Origin of the sequence: Burkholderia pyrrocinia (genome assembly GCF_001028665.1) — a bacterium.
Lineage (GTDB): Bacteria > Pseudomonadota > Gammaproteobacteria > Burkholderiales > Burkholderiaceae > Burkholderia > Burkholderia pyrrocinia.
This window is the reverse complement of the sequence record NZ_CP011503.1, coordinates 419,964-439,411: the sequence shown is the minus strand read 5'-3', so window position 1 is coordinate 439,411 and position 19,448 is coordinate 419,964. Positions and strand designations below refer to the sequence as shown.

22 protein-coding genes and 1 pseudogene are annotated in these 19,448 nt (G+C 64.6%); 15 read left to right on the top strand and 8 right to left on the bottom strand.

Annotated elements, in window-relative coordinates; all coding sequences use genetic code 11:
* Positions 1–6: 6 nt before the first annotated feature.
* The 4 genes from ABD05_RS02060 to ABD05_RS02045 all read right to left on the bottom strand — a co-directional run bounded on the left by ABD05_RS02060 (position 7) and on the right by ABD05_RS02045 (position 3,204).
* Positions 7–786 (bottom strand): ABC transporter ATP-binding protein, encoded by a 780-nt coding sequence (locus ABD05_RS02060; protein WP_047898737.1) that lies wholly within the window; start codon positions 784–786, stop codon positions 7–9.
* An 18-nt stretch (positions 787–804) separates the two neighbouring features.
* Positions 805–1,518, bottom strand: a complete 714-nt coding sequence (locus ABD05_RS02055) for an ABC transporter permease (RefSeq protein ID WP_047898736.1) — start codon at positions 1,516–1,518, stop codon at positions 805–807.
* Positions 1,515–2,204 carry an ABC transporter permease gene (locus tag ABD05_RS02050; protein ID WP_047898735.1) on the bottom strand — a complete coding sequence of 230 codons (690 nt, stop codon included), beginning with the start codon at positions 2,202–2,204 and terminating at the stop codon, positions 1,515–1,517. The genes ABD05_RS02055 and ABD05_RS02050 overlap by 4 nt, the downstream gene beginning before the upstream one ends.
* 217 nt (positions 2,205–2,421) lie before the next feature.
* Positions 2,422–3,204: an ABC transporter substrate-binding protein gene (locus ABD05_RS02045; protein ID WP_047901036.1), complete on the bottom strand. Its 783-nt coding sequence runs from the start codon at positions 3,202–3,204 to the stop codon at positions 2,422–2,424.
* A 355-nt stretch (positions 3,205–3,559) separates the two neighbouring features.
* On the opposite strand from ABD05_RS02045, the gene ABD05_RS02040 reads away from it, so the two are divergent.
* A complete protein-coding gene (locus ABD05_RS02040) occupies positions 3,560–4,255 on the top strand; it encodes a pirin family protein (RefSeq protein WP_047898734.1) in 696 nt (231 codons plus the stop codon).
* A gap of 68 nt (positions 4,256–4,323) precedes the next feature.
* Here ABD05_RS02040 and ABD05_RS02035 read toward each other — a convergent pair whose 3' ends face one another.
* Complete coding sequence (locus ABD05_RS02035; protein WP_047898733.1) at positions 4,324–4,872, bottom strand: Spy/CpxP family protein refolding chaperone; 549 nt, start codon at positions 4,870–4,872, stop codon at positions 4,324–4,326.
* A gap of 224 nt (positions 4,873–5,096) precedes the next feature.
* On the opposite strand from ABD05_RS02035, the gene ABD05_RS02030 reads away from it, so the two are divergent.
* Both ABD05_RS02030 and ABD05_RS02025 read left to right on the top strand, forming a co-directional pair.
* A complete protein-coding gene (locus ABD05_RS02030; protein WP_047898732.1) occupies positions 5,097–5,822 on the top strand; it encodes a response regulator in 726 nt (241 codons plus the stop codon).
* Entirely contained in the window at positions 5,806–7,122 is a 1,317-nt protein-coding gene (locus tag ABD05_RS02025; RefSeq protein WP_047898731.1) for an ATP-binding protein, read from the top strand. The genes ABD05_RS02030 and ABD05_RS02025 overlap by 17 nt, the downstream gene beginning before the upstream one ends.
* Positions 7,123–7,164: 42 nt before the next feature.
* Here ABD05_RS02025 and ABD05_RS02020 read toward each other — a convergent pair whose 3' ends face one another.
* Positions 7,165–7,428 (bottom strand): double-stranded DNA-specific endonuclease, encoded by a 264-nt coding sequence (locus tag ABD05_RS02020; protein WP_011352846.1) that lies wholly within the window; start codon positions 7,426–7,428, stop codon positions 7,165–7,167.
* 529 nt (positions 7,429–7,957) lie between these two features.
* Here ABD05_RS02020 and ABD05_RS02015 point away from each other — a divergent pair.
* The 9 genes and pseudogenes from ABD05_RS02015 to ABD05_RS01980 all read left to right on the top strand — a co-directional run bounded on the left by ABD05_RS02015 (position 7,958) and on the right by ABD05_RS01980 (position 15,681).
* Positions 7,958–9,715, top strand: a complete 1,758-nt coding sequence (locus ABD05_RS02015; protein ID WP_047898730.1) for an ABC transporter permease — start codon at positions 7,958–7,960, stop codon at positions 9,713–9,715.
* A gap of 22 nt (positions 9,716–9,737) precedes the next feature.
* Positions 9,738–11,075: an ABC transporter ATP-binding protein gene (locus tag ABD05_RS02010; RefSeq protein ID WP_047898729.1), complete on the top strand. Its 1,338-nt coding sequence runs from the start codon at positions 9,738–9,740 to the stop codon at positions 11,073–11,075.
* Between the two features lie 153 nt (positions 11,076–11,228).
* Positions 11,229–11,593, top strand: a pseudogene (locus ABD05_RS35585) (Arm DNA-binding domain-containing protein); the annotation flags it as partial.
* Positions 11,594–12,230: 637 nt separating this feature from the next.
* Positions 12,231–12,947, top strand: a complete 717-nt coding sequence (locus tag ABD05_RS02005; RefSeq protein ID WP_053059922.1) for an AcrVA2 family anti-CRISPR protein — start codon at positions 12,231–12,233, stop codon at positions 12,945–12,947.
* A gap of 97 nt (positions 12,948–13,044) precedes the next feature.
* Entirely contained in the window at positions 13,045–13,422 is a 378-nt protein-coding gene (locus ABD05_RS02000; RefSeq protein ID WP_047898728.1) for a DUF3592 domain-containing protein, read from the top strand.
* 175 nt (positions 13,423–13,597) lie between these two features.
* Positions 13,598–13,855 carry a hypothetical protein gene (locus tag ABD05_RS37280; protein ID WP_148669049.1) on the top strand — a complete coding sequence of 86 codons (258 nt, stop codon included), beginning with the start codon at positions 13,598–13,600 and terminating at the stop codon, positions 13,853–13,855.
* Between the two features lie 8 nt (positions 13,856–13,863).
* Positions 13,864–14,295, top strand: a complete 432-nt coding sequence (locus ABD05_RS37275; RefSeq protein ID WP_148669048.1) for a hypothetical protein — start codon at positions 13,864–13,866, stop codon at positions 14,293–14,295.
* Between the two features lie 141 nt (positions 14,296–14,436).
* Positions 14,437–15,123 (top strand): hypothetical protein, encoded by a 687-nt coding sequence (locus tag ABD05_RS01985; protein WP_047898725.1) that lies wholly within the window; start codon positions 14,437–14,439, stop codon positions 15,121–15,123.
* Positions 15,124–15,681, top strand: a complete 558-nt coding sequence (locus ABD05_RS01980) for a tetratricopeptide repeat protein (RefSeq protein WP_148669047.1) — start codon at positions 15,124–15,126, stop codon at positions 15,679–15,681.
* 67 nt (positions 15,682–15,748) lie between these two features.
* On the opposite strand, the gene ABD05_RS01975 is transcribed toward ABD05_RS01980, so the two are convergent.
* Positions 15,749–16,243, bottom strand: a complete 495-nt coding sequence (locus tag ABD05_RS01975; protein ID WP_047898723.1) for a hypothetical protein — start codon at positions 16,241–16,243, stop codon at positions 15,749–15,751.
* Entirely contained in the window at positions 16,240–16,791 is a 552-nt protein-coding gene (locus tag ABD05_RS01970) for a hypothetical protein (protein WP_047898722.1), read from the bottom strand. Before ABD05_RS01970 ends, ABD05_RS01975 begins: the two co-directional genes overlap by 4 nt.
* A 285-nt stretch (positions 16,792–17,076) precedes the next feature.
* Between ABD05_RS01970 and ABD05_RS01965 the strand changes: the two genes are divergently transcribed.
* The 3 genes from ABD05_RS01965 to ABD05_RS01955 all read left to right on the top strand — a co-directional run bounded on the left by ABD05_RS01965 (position 17,077) and on the right by ABD05_RS01955 (position 19,417).
* On the top strand, positions 17,077–17,274 hold the full coding sequence (locus ABD05_RS01965) for a hypothetical protein (protein ID WP_047898721.1): 198 nt from the start codon (positions 17,077–17,079) through the stop codon (positions 17,272–17,274).
* A 138-nt stretch (positions 17,275–17,412) separates the two neighbouring features.
* On the top strand, positions 17,413–18,834 hold the full coding sequence (otsA, locus tag ABD05_RS01960) for an alpha,alpha-trehalose-phosphate synthase (UDP-forming) (protein ID WP_047898720.1): 1,422 nt from the start codon (positions 17,413–17,415) through the stop codon (positions 18,832–18,834).
* On the top strand, positions 18,827–19,417 hold the full coding sequence (locus ABD05_RS01955; RefSeq protein WP_047898719.1) for an AAA family ATPase: 591 nt from the start codon (positions 18,827–18,829) through the stop codon (positions 19,415–19,417). The genes otsA and ABD05_RS01955 overlap by 8 nt, the downstream gene beginning before the upstream one ends.
* Positions 19,418–19,448 lie beyond the last annotated feature (31 nt).

Sequence of the window (19,448 nt, the reverse complement as noted above, 5' to 3'; positions counted from 1 at the left end):
CGTGCGTTACTTGAGGCTGCCCGACAGGAACCCGCGCAGGCGTTCGCTCTTCGGGTTGGCAAACACCTCGGCCGGCACGCCTTCTTCCTCGACGCGACCCTGGTGCAGGAACATCACGTGGTTCGACACGTTGCGCGCGAAACCCATCTCGTGCGTGACGACGATCATCGTGCGGCCTTCCTCGGCAAGCTTCTGCATCACCTTCAGCACTTCGCCCACCAGCTCCGGGTCGAGCGCCGACGTCGGCTCGTCGAACAGCATCACGTCCGGATGCATCGCGAGCGCACGCGCGATCGCGACGCGCTGCTGCTGGCCGCCCGACAGGTGCGACGGATACTGCTTCTCGACGCGCGGCGCGAGGCCGACCTTCTCGAGATACGCGCGCGCCCGCTCCTCGGCTTCCTTCTTCGGGATGCCGAGCACGTTCACCGGTGCTTCCATCACGTTCTCGATCACGTTCATGTGCGACCAGAGATTGAAGTGCTGGAACACCATCGACAGCTTGGTGCGCACGCGCTGCAACTGCTTCGGATCGGCCGCGCGCAGCGCGCCCGCCTTGTCGAGCGCGGTGCGCACTTCCTCGCCGTCGACGAAGATGCGGCCGGCATTCGGCTGTTCGAGGAAGTTGATGCAGCGGAGCATCGTGCTCTTGCCGGAGCCGGACGAGCCGATCACGCTGATCACGTCGCCCGAGTTCGCCTTCAGCGACACGCCCTTGAGCACCTCGTTGTCGCCGTACCGCTTGTGCAGATCGTCGACGAAAAGCTTCTGAGTCTGGGAGTTCATCAATAGTCCTGCGAAAACTTACTTGCCTTGCGGGCGCAGATACGCGAGCCAGCGGCGCTCCGCCTGGCGGAACAGCCACACGAGCGCGAACGAGATCACGAGGTAGAGCAGGGCGGCGATGCCGAACGCATGGAACGACATGTAGGTCGCCGAGTTCACGTCGCGGGCGATCTTCAGGATGTCCGGCACGGTCGCGGTAAACGCCACCGTTGTCGCGTGCAGCATCAGGATCACTTCGTTGCTGTACAGCGGCAGCGCGCGGCGCAGCGCCGACGGCAGGATCACGCGGCGATACATCGTGAACGGCGTCATCCCGTACGCGCGCGCGGCTTCGATCTCGCCGTACGACGTCGCCTTGATCGCGCCCGCGAAGATCTCGGTGGTGTACGCGCAGGTATTCAGCGTGAACGCGAGCAGCGTGCAGTGCATCCCGTCGCGGAAGAACGCGTCGAGCACCGGCGTGCCGCGCACGGCCTGCAGGCTGTAGAGGCCCGTGTAGCAGAGCAGCAGCTGCACGTAGAGCGGCGTGCCGCGGAACACGTACGTGTAGAGCCACACGGCGCTCGACAGCCACTTCCTCTTCGACACGCGCGCGACCGCGAGCGGCACCGACAGGCAGAAGCCGAGGCCGATCGATACGACGAGCAGCCACAGCGTGATCGCGACACCGGTGATGCGATAGCCGTCGGTGTAGAGATAGTTGCGCCAGTATTCTTGGATGAGTTCGATCATAGGTCAGCCTTGCGGACACCGGTCGAGTAGCGCTTTTCGAGCCATATCAGCACGAAGTTCGAGATCGTCGTGATGGCGAGGTAGACCGCTCCCGCGATCAGCGTGAAGAAGAAGAACCGCAGCGTACCCTTGCCGGCGTCCTGCGACGCCTTCACGACGTCGGCCAGGCCGATGATCGACACGAGCGCGGTCGACTTCACGAGCACCTGCCAGTTGTTGCCGATGCCCGGCAGCGCGAAGCGCATCATCTGCGGGAACATGATCCGCGTGAACACCTGCCAGCTCGTCATCCCGTACGCGCTGCCGGCCTCGAGCTGGCCGCGCGGCACCGACAGGAACGCGCCGCGGAACGTCTCGGTGAAGTACGCGCCGTAGATGAAGCCGAGCACGAGCACGCCGGCGAGGAACGGATCGATGTCGATCTGGTCCCAGCCGAGCGCGTCGGTCGCCATGTTCAGCCAGATCTGCAGGCTGTAGAACAGCAGCAGCATCAGCACGAGGTCGGGTACGCCGCGGATCAGCGTCGTATAGACGGTGCCGACGCCGTTCGTCACGCGGTTGCGCGACAGCTTCGCACCCGCGCCGAGCAGACCCAGCAGGAACGACAGCGCAAGCGAAAGCACCGCCAGTTTGACGGTTTGCCAGGTGCCTGCGAGGATCAGCGGGCCGTAACCTTGTAGAAACATATGTGGTCCTTGACGGCGCACGCAGTGCGCCGCGAAAGACGCGTCCGCCAAGCAGCGCGGAACGCCCCGTGCGTATCATGACCGTCCGCCCCGGCAACGGTGCCGGGCGAGCCCGTCGCGCGAGCGGCGGGCAAGGGGGCGGGCGGCGCGTGGTTGACTGCCTGTACTGCCCGGACGCGGGGCCGCCCCCGCATCCGTTGCTTCTTCTTGTCGGCGCTCAGCGGGCCGCAGCCGAATAGACGCTGAACGAGAAGTACTTGTGCGACAGCCGGTCGTACGTGCCGTCCTTGTGCATGTCGGCCAGCGCCTGGTTGATCTTGAGCTTCAGGTCCGTATCTTCCTTGCGCAGGCCGATCGCGGTGCCGTCGCCGATCGTCTTCGGATCCTTCACTTCCGGCCCGGCGAACGCGAAGCCCTTGCCGCGCGGCGTGCGCAGGAAGCCGTAGTCGGCCTGCAGCTCGTCCTGCAGCGTCGCGTCGAGGCGGCCCGAGCCGAGATCGGCATAGACCTGGTCCTGGTTCTGGTAAGGAATGATCGTCACGCCCTGCGGTTCCCAGTACGCCTTCGCGTAGGTTTCCTGCGTCGAGCCCTGCTCGACGCCGACGCGCTTGCCCTTCAACGACGCCACCGTCGGCAGCAGCGGCGAGCCGGTCTTCGCGATCATCCGCGCCGGTGCGTCGTACACCTTGTCGGAGAAGTCGATCTGCTCACGGCGCTTGTCCGTGACGGTCAGCGACGACACGATGACGTCGTACTTCTTCGCCTTCAGCGCCGGGATGATCCCGTCGAGGTCCTGCGCCACCCACACGCATTTCACGTTGATCCGCTTGCAGATCTCCTTGGTGAGATCGACGTCGAAACCGACGATCTCGCCGCTCGGCGCGGTCGACTCGAACGGCGGGTAGCTGGCATCGACGCCGATCCGCACGGTCTTCCACTCCTTCGCGAAGGCGCTGCCCGCCACGAGGGCGAGGGCGGCGCACAGGGCGGCCTTCTTCATTTCCATCCTTCTGTTTTTCCGGGGGCGCTCGCGGCCGGTGGGACCGGGCGCCGCGGCGTATTCTAGACGGCCAAAATTCGCCGATCGGCGTTCTGGCGATGGCGGCCGCCGGACGGGCGAACGCCAAAAGGGCGGTATTTTACCCGAACGCGATACCCGGAAAACGGCAATCCGGCGCGATCGATCGATTCTTCGATTCGGCTGTTGCGGTAATCGCAGTATTCGCAACGGGTATTGTGTCAATTGCAGCCGCGGATGCAACGATGCGGTGCGCGGTCGACGGATTGTGGCGTGGTCGACGCAACCTTACAGTTGGAGCACGCCAGAAATAGTGCGTCTCACGGAGTGCCGCCCCATGTTCCAGATCCGTCGCGCCGCCGATCGCGACCAGCGCAGCCACGGCTGGCACGAATCCCACCACAGCTTTCCCCGCGCCGCCGGTCGTGGCGGCGCGCCGGCGTTCGGCGCGCTGCGCGAACTGAACGAGGAGTGCATCGCGCCGACCCGCGGCTTCGGCATGCGTCCGTACCGCGACGCGGAAATCGTCACCTACGTGCTCGACGGCGCGCTTGCGTACCGCGACAGCCTCGGCAGCGGCGCGATCGTCCGCGCGGGCGGCGTACAGCGCACGAGCGCCGGCACGGGCATCATGCTGAGCGAAACCAACGCGTCGCGCGACCAGCCGCTGCGCCTGCTGCGGATCTGGCTCGCGCCGGCCGGGCCGGGCGGCCGGCCCGGCTACGTGCACACGCGCTTTGCCGACGACGACCGGCGCGGCCGGCTGCGGCTCGTCGCGTCGCCGGACGGCGACGACGGCTCGCTGCCGGTGCACGCGGATGCACGAATCTTCGCGGGATGGATCGACGGCGACGAGCGGGCGGCGTTCGACGTGCCGGCCGGCCGCCGCGTCTACGCGCATGTGGCGCGCGGCGAGGTGGAGATCAACGGCCGCGCGCTGGCGGCGGGCGATGGCGCGGGCATCGGCGGCGTGGACGCGGTCACGTTCGCGCGCGGCCGGGCGGCCGAGGTGCTGCTGTTCGACGTCGCCTGAACGAAAAAGGGGGCGCGAGCCTGCGCCCGCGTCCCCTTCGGCGCCGCTCCGGGGAGCGGCTTGCCGGCTTACTGCGCCGGCGCCGACGCGCCCTTGGCCGCGCGATGCTGCTCCCAGCGTTCCTTCATCTTCTCGTGGCGCTGCTGCATCTGCGCGAACTGCTGCTTGAGCGCCGTGCTGACCGTGGTCTTCTGCTGGTCGTTCAGCCCGTTGTAGAACGCGAGCCATGCGGCGGACGTCTGCTCGCGCAGTTGCGCGTTCTGCTGTTCGGCCTGCTGGCGCGCGGCGTGCAGCGCGCTCAGGTCGAGGATCGGCTGGTTCTGTTGCGCCTTGAACTGCTCGCGCATCTGCTCGTGGCTCTTGCGCATCGCATCACGGTTCTGCTTCATCGTGTTGACGGCCGTCTGCCATTGCTGTTCCTGCGACGCGTTGAGCTTCAGCTGGTCGTGCAATTTCATGATCGCGCCGAACGGGCCGCCGTCGTGCCCGTGCATCTGGTGCATGCCGGGGCCGCCCGGCGGCGGCATGTCGTTGGGCTGCGCGGCATGCGCGGTGCCGAAGGCGAGAGCGAGCACAGTGGCGGCCGCGATGGCCACGCGGGAAGTCTTCTTATACATTTCAGAAACTCCTTGTATCCAAAGGGTCCGGCGATGCAGTCCGGGGAAAGCCAGGTACCGCATCCGGTAAGACGCAGGTTAGCGATGCGGGCCCCGGCCGGTGTTACGCGGGGCGGTGGCCCGGTTACCGCGCATTACAGTTCCCTTGCGCGGTAACCCGCAGTAACCCTTTCGTCCCTTTGTTTCGTTCTTCGACTCCGCCCTCGCGCGGTAAACTTCAAGCCATGACTACCCAGATCCTCATCGTCGACGACGACCAAGAACTCCGAGACCTGCTGCGCGACTATCTCGTGCGCCAGGGGATGGAAGTGTCCGTGCTGCACGACGCGGCGACGCTCGAGAAGCGTCTCGAGCGCGAGCGGCCCGACCTGATCGTGCTGGACCTGATGATGCCGGGCGTGGACGGCCTGACCGCGCTGCGCCAGTTGCGCGCGGCCGGCGACGACATCCCCGTGATCATGCTGACCGCGCGTGCGGACGACGTCGACCGTATCGTCGGGCTCGAACTCGGCGCGGACGACTACCTCGGCAAGCCGTTCAACCCGCGCGAACTGCTCGCGCGCGTGCAGGCCGTGCTGCGCCGCCGCCGCGCGACGCCGTCGGCAGCCGCGCCCGAACAGCGCGAGCCGTTCGCATTCGGCCGCTTCGTGCTCGACTTCCAGGGGCGCACGCTGTCGGTCGACGGCAAGCCGGCCACGCTGTCGAGCAGTGAATTCGCGCTGCTGAAGATCTTCGTGAACCATGCGCTGCGCACGCTGACGCGCGAGCGGCTGCTCGAACTGCTGCACGGGCCCGAATACGACGGTACCGACCGCGGCATCGACGTCCAGGTGTGGCGCCTGCGCCGCATCCTCGAAACGGATCCGTCGACGCCGCGCTTCATCCAGACGGTCCGCGGGCGCGGCTACGTGTTCGTGCCCGACGGCGAGGCCCATGCGCAAACCCATTGATTCGCTGTTCGGGCGGCTCGCGCTGCTCGTCGTTGGCGTCCTGCTCCTGTCGCACTTCGCGTGGTTCTTCGCGATGCGGCTCGAGCGCAACCAGATGCAGACGCGTTACGCGGTCGAGGAGGCCGCGTTCCTGGTCGACGCGGTGCGCCAGCACGTCGAGCGCACGCCCGACCAGCCGTTGCCGTCGCGCGTGCGGCTCGTGACGCCGGATAGCGCCGACGTGCCGAACGGCGATCCGTCGAGCCTGCCGGCGGCGCTCAAGCGGTTCCGCGACGACGTGAGCGAGCGGATGCCGCCCGGTACGCGCGTCGAGGTCGGCGCGCCGGGTCATCCTCCGGTGCTGTGGGTGAAGGAGCCGTCTGACCGCAACTGGATCGTGGTGCCCGTGCAGCCGCTGCGTCCGCCGCGCTCGCTCGACCGGATGCTGTTGTGGCTCGGCACGATCTTCTCGGCCGGCGTGATCGCCGCATTGTTCGCGGCCTGGCAGTTGCAGCAGCCGCTGCGCTCGCTGGCGCGCGCGGTCGCGCGCTTCGGCCGCGGGCAGCCGGTGCCGCCGCTGCGCGAGCGCGGCCCGCGCGAGTTGCGCCAGCTCACGCATGGCTTCAACCAGATGGTGGAACAGGTGTCGCAGGCCGACAGCGATCGCGCGGTGATGCTGGCGGGCGTTGCGCACGACCTGCGCACGCCGCTTGCGCGGATGCGGCTGCGCGCGGAAATGATGGACGACGCGCGCTTGCGCGACGGCGTCGTGCGCGACGTCGACTCGATGTCGCACATCGTCGACCAGTTTCTGGTGTTTGCGCACGGCGGGTCCGACCGCAGCGAGCCGGTGCCGGTCGACCAGGCCTGCGAGCGGGTCGCACGCAGCTATCGTGCGGTCGCGCCGAATGCGCCGGCGGTCCAGACGCGGCTCGACGCCGATCCGGGCTTCCGGCTGCCGACGGCGACGCTCGACCGGATCCTGTCGAACCTGCTGGACAACGCGCATGCATACGGCGCGCCGCCCGTGCTCGTCGAGACGGCGCGCACGCCGACCGGCTACGTGTTGTCGGTCAGCGACAGCGGCGGCGGGATCGCACCGCGCGACCTCGCGGCCGCGACGCGGCCGTTCGTGCGGCTCGACCCCGCGCGCGGCGGGAACGGCCACAGCGGGCTCGGGCTCGCGATCGTCGAGCGGCTCGTGCTCAGGCTGGGCGGGGCGTGCGACATCGGCAACCGCCCCGAAGGCGGTCTGCGCGTCGCGATGACGTTTCCGTTCGAGGTCGTGCCGAAGGACGAACCTCACGCACAGGCCGCGTAAGCGGCTGCGGCGCCTGCCCGGGCCGGCAAGCGCCGCGCGGCATCATTCGAACAGCGTGCCGAGCGTCTCGGCTGCGTTGCTGTCGATCGTGTTGTAGGTCACGGTGGTGGCCTCGAAGATGTAGACGGTCGTATAGCGGCCGAGGCGCTCCAGGATTTCCTCCTGCAGCGATTCCGGCACGACGTTCATGTTCAGGTACCACGCCGTCGACGACAGCCGCGTCTGGAACGACCCGTACTCCTGCATCAGTTCGTAGAACGCGTCGGCATCCTGATCGCGGCAGACGATCACCAAGTTTCCTGCCATTCCCTTCCTCCCGCTCGTCGATCGATCCCCAGGGTCGGTTTGCAGATGGGGCGTGCATGCGCAGCCACGAGAACGGCCGCAACAGCCCCCGGGGGCTAGCCCCGATCATACCCGCTTCGCCGCATCCGGCTCGTGACGCCCGACATGGTTTCCACCTGCGTGCGGCTGGCGGGTTCACGGCCGGCCCGGATCACGGCATAATTCGGGCCTGCATGCCGGCCGAACGACTGCGGCCGGGCTGCCCCGTACCGTGCACCCGCCGTCCGCCCGCGCGCCGGGCACGATCCGTGCGCCGCCCGTGGCGGGCGCCGTCGCGCCGCCCCCGGACGGTTGTACCTGAAATACAGGTTGGTGTAGTGTCGTGCCGTCGCGAGCCGACTCGACCGGGCCGCGCGGGGGCGCAGCTTGCACGCGCTGCGCATCGCGCCTGCGCGAGATCGTCAGTCAATCGAATTACCGCGCCCGTGCGCTTTGCCATGAATCAACATCGACTGCCGGCTTCGTTCGGCCTTACCGGGGAGGGCGCCTGATGGACGTCGGATTCTTCAATCCGAACCGGACCGCCAACGCGTCCGCGTGGCGCGTTCTGCCGAACCGGTGGGACTTCATCGCGTTTCCGCTGATCATCTGCCTGCTGGCGATGGCGATCGTCGGCTTCCACGAAACGATGGCACCGATCGGGACCCTGCAGACGCAGAAGATCTCGCTCGATCCGTCGAACCTGCCCGAATACGCGTTGCGCACCACGTTGCGGATGCTCGCGGCGATGGTCGCGTCGCTCGTGTTCACGCTCGTGTACGGCACGCTCGCGGCCAAGAGCCGTCGCGCGGGCATGGTGCTGATCCCGATCCTCGACATCCTGCAGTCGGTGCCGGTGCTCGGCTTTATCTCGTTTACGGTCACGTTCTTCCTCGCGCTGTTCCCGAGCCGCGTGCTCGGCGCCGAGCTCGCGGCGATCTTCGCGATCTTCACGAGCCAGGCATGGAACATGACGTTCAGCTTCTACCAGTCGCTGCGCACGGTGCCGCGCGATCTCGACGAAGTGTCGCGGGGCTTCCACCTGACGTCCTGGCAGCGCTTCTGGAAGCTCGAGGTGCCGTTCTCGATGCCGGGCCTGATCTGGAACATGATGATGTCGATGTCGGGCGGCTGGTTCTTCGTCGTCGCATCGGAGGCGATCACCGTCGGCAACCAGACCATCACGCTGCCGGGGGTCGGCGCATATCTCGCGCAGGCGATCTCGGACAAGAACCTCGGCGCGATCGGCTGGGTGATCCTCACGATGACGGTCGTGATCCTGGCCTATGACCAGTTCCTGTTCCGCCCGCTCGTCGCGTGGGCCGACAAGTTCCGGATGGAGAACACGAGCTCGGGCAACGCGCCGGAGTCGTGGCTGCTCGACCTCGTGCGCCGCACGCGCCTGATCCATCAACTGCTCGTGCCGGCCGGCTGGTTCTTCGCCAAGGCTGCGCGGATTCCGCTGCGCGTGCCGCTGTCGGGTGCGATGCGCTTCGCGCTGCCGCGCGTCGAGAAGAAGGCGTCGCGCACGGTCGACATCGCATGGGCGGCCCTCGTGCTGATCGGCACGGCTTATATCGTGTGGCGCGTCGTCAGCTTCGTGTCGACCGGCGTGACGATGGCCGAGGTCGGCCACGTGCTGGTGCTCGGGCTCATCACGCTGCTGCGCGTGGTCGTGCTGATCGCGATCGCATCGGTGATCTGGGTGCCGATCGGCGTGTGGGTCGGGCTGCGCCCGAAGCTGGCCGAGAAGCTGCAGCCGCTCGCGCAGTTCCTCGCCGCGTTCCCGGCGAACCTGCTGTTCCCGGTGTTCGTGATCGTGATCGCGCGCTTCCACCTGAACCCCGACATCTGGCTGTCGCCGCTGATCGTGCTCGGCACGCAGTGGTATATCCTGTTCAACGTGATCGCCGGCGCAACGTCCTACCCGAACGACTATCGCGAAGCGGCGACAAACTTCCGCATCCGTGGCTGGCAGTGGTGGCGGCAGGCGATCCTGCCCGGCATCTTCCCGTACTACGTGACCGGCGCGATCACCGCGTCGGGCGGCGCGTGGAACGCGAGCATCGTGTCGGAAGCCGTGCAGTGGGGCACCACCAAGATCGAGGCGCACGGCCTCGGCGCGTACATCGCGCAGACCACCGCCGCCGGCGACTTCCCGAAGATCATCCTGGGCATCGCCGTGATGTCCCTGTTCGTCACCCTGTTCAACCGCCTGCTGTGGCGCCCGCTGTATGCCTATGCCGAAGCGAAGCTGCGGCTCGACTGAGACCGATTGAGAGCGAAACGCGATGCACAATCCGAATGCTGTAAACGCCCCCGTCCAGACGTCCCAGCCGCCGCGCCTCGGCGAGGAAATCCTGCGCGTCGATCACGTTTGCCGCGGCTTCAACAAGACGCAGGGCGAACTGCTCGTGCTCGACGATGCGAACCTGTCGCTGCGCGAAGGCGAGATCGTCGGGCTGCTCGGCCGTTCCGGCTCGGGCAAGTCGACGCTGCTGCGGATCATCGCCGGCCTGATCGAACCGACCGGCGGTGAAGTGACCTACCTCGGCCAGCCGCTGCGCGGCCCGGCCGAAGGTGTCGCGATGGTGTTCCAGACCTTCGCGCTGTTCCCGTGGCTCACCGTGCTGCAGAACGTGGAGGCCGGCCTCGAAGCGCTCGGCGTCGGCGCGCGTGAGCGGCGCGAGCGTGCGCTCGCCGCGATCGACCTGATCGGTCTCGACGGTTTCGAGAACGCGTATCCGCGCGAGCTGTCGGGCGGCATGCGCCAGCGCGTGGGCTTTGCGCGCGCGCTCGTCGTGGATCCGACGATCCTGCTGATGGACGAGCCGTTCTCGGCGCTCGACGTGCTGACGGCCGAGACGCTGCGTACCGACCTGCTCGACCTGTGGACGCAAGGGCGGATGCCGATCAAGTCGGTGCTGATCGTCACGCACAACATCGAGGAAGCCGTGTTCATGTGCGACCGGATCCTGGTGCTGTCGTCGAACCCGGGCCGCGTGATCGCCGAGATCAAGGTGCCGTTCAAGCATCCGCGCAACCGGCTCGACCCGGCGTTCCGCAAGCTCGTCGACGATATCTACGCGAAGATGACGGCCCGCCAGACCGGCGAGGCGACGAAGAAGGGGCTCGAGGTCGGCAGCTGGCTGCCGCAGGTGTCGACCAACCTGATGGCCGGCCTGATCGAAACGCTCGCGATGGCGCCGTACCATGGACGCGCCGACATGCCGGAAATCGCGCGCACGCTGCATCTGGAAGTCGACGATCTGTTCCCGATCGCCGAAGTGCTGCAATACCTCGGTTTCGCGGACGTGCGCGAAGGCGACGTGTTCCTGACGCCGCCGGGGCGCGTGTTCGCGGAATTCGGTACGCAGGAACGCAAGCTGATGTTCGCGGATCACCTGCTGAAGCACGTGCCGCTGGCTGCGCGGATCAAGAAGGTGCTGAACGAGCGTCCCGGCCATCGTGCGCCGCGCGTGCGCTTCGAGCAGGAACTCGAGGATTCCCTGTCGGACGGCGCGGCCGAGGAAACGCTCGACGCGGTGATCGACTGGGGCCGTTATGGCGAGATCTTCTCGTACAACGACCAGACCGAGATCTTCAGCCTCGAGGACGTCGAGTCCTGAAGTCTGCAAGTGGATGTGCATGGATTGACATCCGTGTGAACAAAAAAATCAATATAAAACAACGTAGTGTGTGATCGTGTCCTGATTTTTGTGTTGACTTAGATACCTTTGTGTTCGCACATTTTGCCTACATGGTGCCTACTTGAGGCTGGGATGGCAAAGCAAAGTTTTACAGCGGCGCGGGTTGAGGGCTTCGGATGTGAGCCAGGAAAGCAGCAGACAATCCATTGGGATGCAAAGACGCCTGGCTTAGGTTTGCGTGTGACTGCGGCTGGCACGCGGGCCTACGTGTTCGAGTCTCGGCTGTTCGGCAAAACCGTCCGGTTGACCATCGGTGATGCTCGAGCTTGGGATCTCGGTAAGGCTCGCATCGAAGCTGGCAAGTCGAAAAAACGCTGGTTAACGAGGGCAAAGATCCGAGGGAAGTGAGGGCCGACCAACGGGCGGCCCATGAAGCCCGGCGGGCAGAGGCTCGCAGGAAGGACGTAACGTTTGGTGAAGCGTGGGACGATTCCGTGACGGGATGCCGACTGTTTAGTTGCTGGTTGCCTGTCCTGTCGCAAGCGACTCACTTTACGCTTTGGCAAGCCGGGGCCGCTATGATTCCGGTCCCCAAATTGCTAATGATTCGAGCGTTGTCGCCGGGTCTGCTGGGGTGCCGCCAAGGCGTTTTGTCGGGGCAGCGTCACGCGGGATGTGTTCGGTACGGCGAGAAAAGGATCCGGTCGGAGATTTGCTATCCTAGTTCCCATCGTTTCGAGCTGAATACGCATGCATTGAGGCGCTCAAGTGGACCCAGGCCGTCAATTTGCCTTTCATAATCCCGAAGCGTTTCTTGCAATGTCCGTACGGGTGGCGCTGAGGGATACGTCTGCGGCTGATAAACCGGACTATGCTCGGCTGCCGCCGCCAGTTCGTTATCGGGCCGCAGGAACGTTGGACGCATGGGATCGCGTGAGACTGGAGGCGCAGAAGGTTTGGCAGTTCGATTTCCAAACGAGGCTGGCGTCGCACCCAATCGATCAGCTCTTCGACGAATTTCCGAGATTCGTGACGACCTGTGTTCGGTCATTGGCAGCCGGCCTGGACCCGCAGGATCTGGAAAACGCCCGTCGCAGCTTGACCTGGTAGATTTACCATGCCAGCAACGGCGCAATGAACGAACCGACCGCCGCGCTTCATCGATTTGCATACATTGCAGACGATGTGCCGATCGGTCTGGTTGAATTTCCGGCGCCGGCGCTTTGCATTATTCCCAATTCTGCGTGGCAAGGATACAAAGACGATGGTATCCGCGCGATTGCCTTGTTCCGACGTAGGCTCGAGTCAGAGACGACGAGCGCCGACCAGTTGACGATGGTGACCTGGCAGGAATTCAGCAGCGGTGACTTTCGTACACAATTGGTCACCTATCCGCTGGATGAGCCTGATCGCACGGTCAAACAGATACTCGAAGATCTGAACAACCAATGTGCTCCAGAGAGGCGAGAGACGGCTCTTGTCTATTGGCAGCAGGTATTCGACTACATCGTAAAATTGATGCTGTATCTGAAGCTTCCAGATGCGCATGTAGAAGCCGATCTTGCTTATAGTCGGGCACCGAGGGAGTTCAAGGGACTAGGGCAGCGCAAACGTCGAGAACGACTCGCGGAGATCGAGTACTTGTACGATCGACATATCGTGGGACCAGCGGTTCTGGATTGGGAGCCGATTGGTGCGGAAGGCAATGAGACTGCCGTACCGCATCACGAAAAGAGTCCGCACTGGCGTCGCCCGCATTTCAAGATGCAGCCGCATGGTCCGCAATCGTCGTTGCGCAAAGTCATTTTTGTTGGGCCGACAATTGTGCGCTCCGACAAGCTTGGTTTGTAATCTCTTGGATGGACTGGATGCCGTCGGATAGTCCCATGTGCGGGACTCGCGTTGTGTATCATCCCGACTGCTATTTGACGAACGAGCGAGCACATTTATGTACAAGGCCGTAGCCTTTGTCGTGATCGGAGTCGGCTTTTTGATCGCAGCGGCGATAAACGTTCAGCTGACGCGTGAATTCATGCGGACGTCGATCATGGTGCCGGGCGAAGTGGTGAAGTTGAACGCGGGCGGTTATCACCCTGAAATCGAGTTCATGACCAAGTCAGGCGAACACGTTTCGTATCCGCAAGGCGGTATCGTGTCAAAAATGGCCGTCGGCGATCGACCGCAGGTGCGCTATCTTGCCGAGAATCCGATTCCGACTGCGAGAATCGATCGGTTCGATGCGATCTGGGGGAATGCGGTCTTTTTCGCTGCCTTCGGATTGGGCTTCATCGTTTGTGGGCTGATCAACCTTCCGTCACGACAATAACCAGATCACTGGGGCGCGGGCATGTCATTTCTGAGGCTGAGCAAGTGGACCTATAACACCGGGGCAGGTCACTGCACCCAAGTGGCCGGTAGACTGGACGAATCCGGAGCAAGTTGCCAATGCTCGGAACGTGCGACTGGAATACCATCAAGGTCTGGCTGACGAGAGTGCATGGGTGTCCGATATGCGTGCCAGTGGCGCCAGCGAAGAAAGTATTGGGCGGCAGATTGTCGACATGCGAAATCAAACCCGAATGTCGAAATACTCCGAGGACAAGCTGCCGGTATTGTATGAGCGCAATATGGCCAAATACGGTAATAAGTATGGGCCGACCTACGAAGCGCTGCTTCAGAAATATGGTAGCCCGGAGGGTGTAATCGCTGCAGGAACAAGAAGCAATCCTGCAATGGATATTCTTACGGGTATCGCGTAGGTTGGGGAATGATGAAGAATGTGCAACTCGGGGTGATTAATCATCCGTCCAGGTTTGTGGAGCTGAATGTCGACACAGGGTTGTTTTCTGCTTTGGCAGGAGATGCATATGTGGCGCGCGGAAATTACATGGCTGTCGAAGGCCAGGAAGTTGCTGTTTTTACGGCAGATCGGCAGCTTTATCTTCAGTGGAATAAAAGGTGCTGGAATTTTGAGGATCTTGGTCGTAACGTCAAGTACGAACACGATTTTCAACGAGGGATGACGACTTTCTCCATTGACGGCCATGCCATTCAATATCCTGCATGGTGGGTTGGCGATGAAACATTTGATCCGAATTTGCCAGAGCTGGATGAAGACGAGGATCATTTCGCATATATCGCGAGCTTGACTAAAAACAAGGAATTGCAGCGATCCTTGATCGATGTCTGGAGCCGCTAGATGTGAGACTGGCCCGAATTCAATCCTGCTCTTGATTGGAAGATTCCGGCTCTTCGGCGTAGGCTGAGTCGACCCCGGAAGGTGCATTTGTCAGCAAATTTCTGCGGCAGTCATTCACTGACGCGCGTACAGATAAGGTGGATGTTGAAGCGGGAAGATATTCCGTACTCCGCGCTGCCTTCAGCGTTGGCGGCGTTGATCCCTGAGGCCATTTTTCTGATGGTGCTCGAGAACGCCGAGTCGCAGACGGTCATCGTTTGGTACTCCGACGCGAAAATCGGTCGTCAACATGAAGTCGAGTTTTCGCCGAAGTCGGGGCGTCTGCTGTCACGCAGCGAGCGCGAAGCACGATTCCCAGTGGAGCGGCAGATAGTTCTGCGAGACGGGATCCGGGTGCAAATGGGCAATAGGCTTGAGGCCGATACCGACGTTCGCTATGAAACCCATACCGCATACGATCCAGTGACGTCGTCGAAGCTTGCAGTTGGCGAGCAGATGTTCTTCATGCGGTTTCTGGGCGAGCCCGAGACAGTCGTTCGGCAAGCGATCGAAAAGACGAAGTTCCCGAACACTTATGCGGGATGGAGCGCAATCGAGCGCACGCGCTATTGGGTTGGCGTGCTGTATCGTGCGCGTCGCCAGACGGGGGAGTCGGGAATTCATGAAGATGAAGCTTTCCAGCTAGCATTGTTGAAGCAGATGCGAGAGATGGATCCTGGTATCGATGGCATTCTTCCGGCAGTCCTGGCCGAGTTGAGTCGAATGGAAATGGTCAGTCCGGATGTCATGCGAGCGGCGTTCAATCAACGTACAGGCGCATCGATTTGATTGCCCCGAGGGCGCACGCATTGGCTGATCGGCAACTCGTGGTCGATAAGGCCTCATTTTAGGGAATTGTCTTGCATGACCGATAAGAATCCGGATTTTTCACCGATCCGCATGAGAGCGCGCGGCTTCGTGTCGCAAGGGCGTATCGAGGATGCGCTCGGACTGTATGGTGACATCCTGAAAGTCGCGCCGAACGATGCCGCGACATACGCCGATCGCGGCACGACCTTCGCGATGATCAAGAAGACGGATCTTGCATTGAACGATCTGAACCGGGCCATCGAACTGGGGTACACGGACCCGTCGGCGTATTGCACGCTCGCGACTATTTTCCTCGAAGGCGGCGGCTACCAGAAGTCGCTGGATTATTTCGACAAGGCGCTGAAGCTCAATCCCGATCAGCCTTTCGTCTATTTCAACCGCGCAAGGGCCTACGAGACGCTGGGCGATCTCAAGGCGGCAATCGCGGATCTGGAGCGATGCCTGTCCTACAACCCGGACGATGCGTTGTCCGCGAAGATCAAGGACAGGGTGACGCAGCTTCGCGCACGCACGTAACGACTGCCCGGTTACGTGTACGCAGAACGGCGAGGGCGCCGCACGTCCTGCGCCGCGCATCGCCCGGTCACTGCAAATTCCCCCACCGATCGACAGCCGGTTCGACCGACGCCCACTTCCAGTGCGTGCCTTGCTGGCACGCATTCGCGAAATACCAGTCGGCCTTGTCGCCGTCCTTCACCGAGAACGCGAATTCCTTGCACAGCGCGAGCGCCGACGAGTACGCACGCGTGACGCGCACTTCGCCTTCGCCGTTTTCCAGCGGCAGCGTGTTCTTCACCTTCCACGGTTTCACTTCGCCGACGGCCAGGCTGCCGGCCGCCTTGGCGATCGCGTCCTGCTGGTTCTGATGGAGTTGCTTCATCGTGCGGTTGACGGCCTCGTCGGTCGCGGCCTGCACGGCAATCCCGACGCCGACGCCCACCGCCGGGTTCGCCGTGACGAGGCCCGTCGCCGCGCCGGCGAGCGCGCCGCTCGCCGCACCGACCGACCCGCAGCCCGACAGCGTGGCCGCTGCCGCGCAAAGCGCGCCGATCGCCGCGATACGGATCGCGACGCTCATTGCAGCGCGCCCCAGCGTTCGGTCGCCGGTTCGGCCGACGCCCATTTCCACACCGGGCCGTCACGGCAGATGGTGGCGACGTAGAACGCCGATTGCGCGGCCTTGTCGGGTTTCGCGGGCGTGTCGACCGCGAACACGATTTCCTTGCAGTCGAGCGGACCGACGCTGATCATCCGGCTGACCGTCACGCGGCCCTGCTCGTCGTCCTCGATCGGGAACGAGTGGTGCGTCGACCACGGCGCGACGCCGCCCACGTCGAGCGGGCCGGCCGCCTTCGCGATCTGTTCCTGCGTGTAGCGGTGCGCGACGCGCTGCGAGTACTGGACGCCCGCACGCGCGCCGGCGACGGCGCCGAGGCCGATGCCTGTCGCGACGGCGGCGTTGTTGGTGACCTTGGAAGCGATCGCGGCGCCCGCGATACCGGCGCCGGCTGTCGCGCCTTCGCTGTACAGCGAGTTGCAGCCGGACAGCAGTGCGGCCGTGGCGAGTGCGGCCAGCACGACGCGCGCCGGCATGGCCCGGCGCGACGATTCGAAACGAATGTTCATCCCTGAATGCAAGTCCTGTCTGGGTGAGCGGCGACGCTTGCGCGCCCCATGCCGCGTCATTGTTTCGCAATTGTCATAGGAAAAATGCAAAGCTTTGACAAATCGCCGGACGGCATGGCGCGCGTGCGCGCGGCGCTATTCTCGGACAGATGGCTGACGCAGGGTCGAAACGTTACAAATTGAAGGTAATTGTTACCTTGGCGTGCGAGGAACCGACCTAGACTGTTCTGTTATGGAATGTTTCTACGGCGGCTTCGAGCCGCGCCTCCTATGAGACACCCAGCCATGCGTCGTCCGAAACGGTTTTCGCATCGGCCACCCGACGCGGGGGCGGACCAACCGCGTCCGCAGACCGACGCGCCATCCGCACCGCCTGCCGGTGCGCCCGGCGAGACGCCGTCCGACGGCGATCACAACCAGGGCGGCGCCCGCCCGGAAGGGCTCGACTATCAACGCGACCTCGGCCAGGAGCAGGACGCTTGATTCCGTCGTCGTCGCATTCCGCTGCCGCACTTCGTTGCATTTCTCGGAACTGAATCGCCACGCGGGCCGCCTTCGGGCCGCCGCGTCCGGCTTGGCGCGCGCCGCGCGCCAGCCAATCGAATCGAGGGGGGAAGCCGCATGAGCAGATTGATCGTGGTATCGAACCGTGTCGCCGTCGGCGAGGACACTCGCCCGAGCGCGGGCGGTCTCGCCGTCGGCGTGATGGACGCGCTGAAGGAAACCGGTGGCGTCTGGTTCGGCTGGAACGGCGAGATCGTCGGTGCACCGGACACCGAGCCCGCGATCCAGCGGGACGGCAACGTCACGTATGCGACGGTCGGGCTGACCCGGCGCGACTACGACCAGTACTACCGCGGCTTCTCGAACGCGACGCTGTGGCCGGTATTCCACTACCGCGGCGATCTCGCGCGCTTCGACCGGCAGGAGTACGCGGGCTATCTGCGCGTGAACGCGATGCTCGCGAAGCAGCTCGCGGCGCTGCTGCGGCCCGACGACCTGATCTGGGTACACGACTACCATCTGCTGCCGTTCGCACATTTCCTGCGCGAGCTCGGCGTGAAGAACCCGATCGGCTTCTTCCTGCACATCCCGTTTCCGTCGCCCGACATGCTGCGCCTCGTGCCGCCGCACGAGGAACTCGTGAAGTTCATGTGCGCGTACGACGTCGCGGGCTTCCAGACCGATGCCGACAAGCAGGCGTTCACCGACTACATCGAGCGGCGCGGAATCGGCGCGGCGAGCGACGACGGGATGCTGCACGCGCACGGCCGCGTCGTGAAGGTCGCCGCCTATCCGATCGGCGTGCATCCGGACGCGATTGCGCAGGCGGCCGTCCAGTACGGCACGCGCAAGCCGGTCAAGATGCTGCGCGAGGCGCTCGACGGCCGCAAGCTGGTGATGAGCGTCGACCGACTCGATTACTCGAAGGGGCTCGTCGAGCGCTTCCAGTCGTTCGAGCGGATGCTCACGAATGCACCGGGCTGGCAGGGGCGCGTGTCGCTCGTGCAGATCGCGCCGCCGACGCGTTCCGACGTGCAGACCTACCAGGACATTCGCGAAACGCTCGAAGGCGAGGCCGGCCGCATCAACGGCCGCTTTTCGCAACTCGACTGGACGCCGATCCAGTACCTGAACCGCAAGTACGAGCGCAACCTGCTGATGGCGTTCTTCCGGATGTCGCAGGTCGGCTACGTGACGCCGCTGCGCGACGGGATGAATCTCGTCGCGAAGGAATACGTCGCGTCGCAGGACCCGGCCGATCCGGGCGTGCTCGTGCTGTCGGAGTTCGCGGGAGCGGCGGCCGAGCTGACCGGTGCGCTCCTCGTGAATCCGTACGACCTGTCGCAGATGGCCGAGGCGCTCGAGCGCGCGCTGTCGATGCCGCTCGCGGAGCGGCAGGCGCGTCACGAGGAGAACCTCGCGCGGCTGCGCGAGAACGACCTGTCGGTCTGGCGCGATACGTTCGTCGCCGACTTGCGCAGTGTCGCGGCGGCCGCGTCGGTCACGCAGCGCGCGGGCCGGCGGGTTGCGCATGCGTGAGTTAGCGCACGGAGCCGGGGACGACGACGCGACCGACGACGCCACTCGCCGTTTCTTCGTCGTGACGGGCGGCCCGGGCTCGGGCAAAAGCACATTGCTCGACGCGCTCGAGCGCGCCGGTTTCGCGCGCTCGCAGGAGGCCGGTCGAGGCGTGATCCGCGACCAGGTGGCCGTCGACGGCCACGCGCTGCCGTGGCGCGACCCGGCTGCGTTCGCCGAACTGATGCTGAGCTGGGAGATGCGCTCGTACCGTCTCGCGCGGCACGCGCGCGGGCCCGTGTTCTTCGACCGCGGCGTGCCGGACGTGGTCGGCTACCTGCGGCTGACGGGGCTGGCCGTGCCCGCGCACGCGGAAGCCGCGGCGCGCCGTTTCCGCTATCACCGGCGCGTGTTCGTCGCGCCGCCGTGGCCTGACATCTACGCGCAGGACACCGAGCGCCGGCAGGATTTCGCTGAAGCCGTACGCACCTACGATGCGATGGTCGATTGCTATACGTCGTACGGGTACCGGCTGATCGAGTTGCCGCGCGTGAGCGTGAAGGCGCGCGTGCGCTTCGTGATGGACGCGCTCGACGCCGCGTGACGCGCGTGTGCGTGTGCGGCGCGCCTCGGTG